Here is a 2,954-nt window from a genome sequence, read left to right as displayed (position 1 = left end):
TACGTCTGGTTTGACGCCCCCATCGAATACATCGCCTGCGCGCAAGAATGGGTTGATGCCGGCAAAGGGGATGATTGGGCGCGCTGGTGGCGCACGGACAAGGGCGCCGACGACGTCCGCTATACCCAGTTCATGGGCAAGGATAACGTGCCGTTTCACACTCTGTCCTTCCCCGCCACGATCATCGGATCGGGGGAGCCTTGGAAACGCGTCGATTACCTTAAATCCTTCAACTACCTCAACTATGACGGCGGCCAGTTCAGCACATCGCGCGGTCGCGGCGTGTTTATGGATCAGGCGTTGGACATTCTGCCTGCCGACTACTGGCGTTGGTGGCTTCTCAGCCGTGCGCCGGAAACGTCTGACAGTGAATTCACGTGGGACCAGTTCCAGACGGACTGCAACAAGGATCTGGCCGATGTGCTGGGCAACTTCGTCAGCCGCGTGACCAAGTTCTGCCGGTCCAAATTCTCGGAAGAGGTGCCTGCGGGCGGCACTTGGGGCGATGCCGAAACCACCCTCATCGAAGATCTGCAAACCCGTCTGGCGGCCTACGAGACTGCGATGGACAACATCGAAATCCGCAAAGCCGCCGCCGAATTGCGCGCCATGTGGGCCGCTGGCAATGAATACCTGCAGGCCGCAGCGCCATGGGCTGTGTTCAAGGAAGACCCCGATCAGGCGGCTGCGCAAATTCGCCTCGCCCTGAACCTGATCCGCATTTACGCGGTTCTGTCCGCACCGTTCATCCCCACGGCTGCGGGTAAATTGCTGTCGGCGATGAACACCCTGGACACCGATTGGCCGTCCGACATGAAAAAGGCTGTCGCGGCGCTGGAGGCGGGGCATCCCTTCTCCGTACCGGACAACCTTTTCGATAAAATCACCGACGACCAACGCGACGAATGGGCCGCGCGGTTCGCCGGAACGCGGGATTAATCCTCAGCGACTTCCGCGTCGCCAGTTCCTGTATCCGCGCCCAAAGTGACGCGCGCATCGCCTTCGGTTTCGGCCTGAACCTCATCTTCGGCGTTCATATGGTCGACAGCCGCGTCCCCGCCTTCGGCCTGAATGGCCCCGTCGGGTTCAACGGCATCGTTTTCGACCTCGTCCGCCGCAAGGAAGAAAACCGCATAAAACGCAGCGGCGACAAGCGCCAGAGAGATACCCGCAATCGGGCCCCAATGGCGGCGTTCCTGTTTCTCAAGATTGGTTTGTGGTGCACTCATGGTAGGTCCTTTCTGTCTTAGTCACCTCAACCCACAGCCTGCCCTGAATGTTCCACCCGATTTCTGGACCGTACCGCAACCGCGCCCTAATGTTGCACCATGACGACGAAACGTCCCCTCAGCGATGCGCCGCAGGTTGCCATCACCTCTCTGGCCGATCTGACCGACTGGCTGTCCGCGCATCACACCCAAGGCACGGGCGTTTGGCTGATCCACCCCAAAAAGGCCTCGCCCGACTATATCCCCTTTGGCAAGATCGTGGATGAATTGCTCTGCTGGGGCTGGATCGACAGCCTGAGCCGCAGCAAGGACGATCTGCGCACGATGCACTACATCGCGCCGCGCAACCCCGCCAGCAACTGGAGCCGCGTCAACAAGGACAAGATCGCCCGGCTTGAGGCCACAGACCGCCTGCGCGCACCGGGGCGTGCCATGATTGCCAGCGCCAAGGCCCGCGGGACATGGACCGCGCTTGATGATGTGGAAAACGGCGTGACGCCCGATGATCTGACCCGAGCGCTGGAGCAAGACGATCTGCGGCCCGCGTGGGATGCGCTGCCACGCTCGGTCCGGCGGGGCGCGCTGGAAATCCTTTTCAACGCCAAACGCGCGGCAACTCGCGCCAAAAAGATCGACGAGATTTGCACCGCCCTGCGCGCTGGTTCCTACCCGTTCCAATGGGTCGGCAAATCCTGACTTAACAGTCGGCCCAATCGTGCTACTTTAGGTTCAATCTCAAATTTCGGAGCTTTCCATGCGTACCCTTATTGCTGCCGCGACCCTCGCCCTCACCGCCTCGACTGCCCTTGCCGCGCCCTGTGGCAACGACAGTTCGGGCTTTGCCGCCTGGAAACAGGCCTTCGCCGCCGAAGCCGCCGCCGCCGGTGTCGGCTCCGCAGGGTTGCAGGCCCTCGCCAATGCCCAGTATTCCCAATCCACCATCAACGCCGACCGCAACCAGACCGGCGTGCGGTATGAATTGAACGAATTCATCCGTATCCGCCTTGGATCGCTCGACAGCTTTGCAGGCCAGATGCGCCGTCAGCGGGACCAGAATGCCAGCTTCTTCGCCAACCTCGAACGCGCCTACGGCGTACCTGCGGGCATTTTGCTGGCCATTCACGGGATGGAAACCGGATTTGGCCGCACCATGGGCAACACGCCCGTGGTCGACAGCATCACGACCGTGGCCTACGACTGCCGCCGGTCCGCATTCTTCACGCCCCACGCGATCGCAGCCCTTGTTCTGGTCGACCGCGGCGGGCTGTCCCCCAACCAGCGCGGTGCCGCCCACGGAGAGATGGGTCACACCCAGTTCCTGCCCGGCAATGCCCTGCGCTACGGTGTCGATGCCGATGGCAACGGTCGTGTTGACCTCTACGGGGTGGCCGACAGCCTCGCCTCCACCGCGAACTTCCTGCGCCAGAAAGGCTGGCAGCCCGGTCAGCCGTTCCAGGAGGGGACCGCCAACTTCCGCGTGTTGAATGAGTGGAATGCCGCAACCGTGTACCAGCAAGCCATCGCCCTCAGCGCCGCCCGCCTGCAATAAAGCGCGGCGCGGCTCTTCTTTGTCTCAAAAATATCCCCGCCGGAGGCTCCGACAAAAGCCTCTGGCGGATGCGTTTTTGGGATAGAAAAGCCCATGAAACAAAGCGCCCTGCGGTCAGGTTGGCATGGCTTGGCCCGGCAAGCTCTCATCGTTCTTGCAGAACGACTGCCGCTTGC

At 61.7% G+C, this 2,954-nt stretch carries 4 protein-coding genes; 3 read left to right on the top strand and 1 reads right to left on the bottom strand.

Annotated elements, in window-relative coordinates:
• Nucleotides 1-939 (top strand): methionine--tRNA ligase (locus QZ653_RS13330; protein WP_296420716.1); only part of this gene is annotated, 939 nt, incomplete at its 5' end.
• Here the strand turns inward: QZ653_RS13330 and QZ653_RS13325 are convergent.
• On the bottom strand, nt 936-1,229 hold the full coding sequence (locus QZ653_RS13325) for a hypothetical protein (protein ID WP_296420714.1): 294 nt from the start codon (nt 1,227-1,229) through the stop codon (nt 936-938). The two genes, QZ653_RS13330 and QZ653_RS13325, sit on opposite strands and share 4 nt — an antisense overlap.
• A gap of 99 nt (nt 1,230-1,328) precedes the next feature.
• Here QZ653_RS13325 and QZ653_RS13320 point away from each other — a divergent pair, with 99 nt between their 5' ends.
• Together QZ653_RS13320 and QZ653_RS13315 are read left to right on the top strand one after the other, a co-directional pair.
• Nucleotides 1,329-1,925, top strand: a complete 597-nt coding sequence (locus tag QZ653_RS13320) for a YdeI/OmpD-associated family protein (protein ID WP_296420711.1) — start codon at nt 1,329-1,331, stop codon at nt 1,923-1,925.
• 58 nt (nt 1,926-1,983) lie between these two features.
• A complete protein-coding gene (locus tag QZ653_RS13315) occupies nt 1,984-2,778 on the top strand; it encodes a lytic transglycosylase domain-containing protein (RefSeq protein ID WP_296420707.1) in 795 nt (264 codons plus the stop codon).
• Nucleotides 2,779-2,954 lie beyond the last annotated feature (176 nt).

The organism is Pseudooctadecabacter sp. (assembly GCF_020627745.1).
Taxonomy (GTDB): Bacteria; Pseudomonadota; Alphaproteobacteria; order Rhodobacterales; family Rhodobacteraceae; genus Octadecabacter.
The sequence above is the reverse complement of the archived record's forward strand: the minus strand, read 5'-3'. Positions and strand labels throughout refer to the sequence as shown.

Coding starts and splice junctions, on each gene's coding strand:
- QZ653_RS13315 (WP_296420707.1), top strand. CDS start 1,984: ATGCGTACCCTTATTGCTGCCGCGACCCTCGCCCTCACCGCCTCGACT.
- QZ653_RS13325 (WP_296420714.1), bottom strand. CDS start 1,229: ATGAGTGCACCACAAACCAATCTTGAGAAACAGGAACGCCGCCATTGG.
- QZ653_RS13320 (WP_296420711.1), top strand. CDS start 1,329: ATGACGACGAAACGTCCCCTCAGCGATGCGCCGCAGGTTGCCATCACC.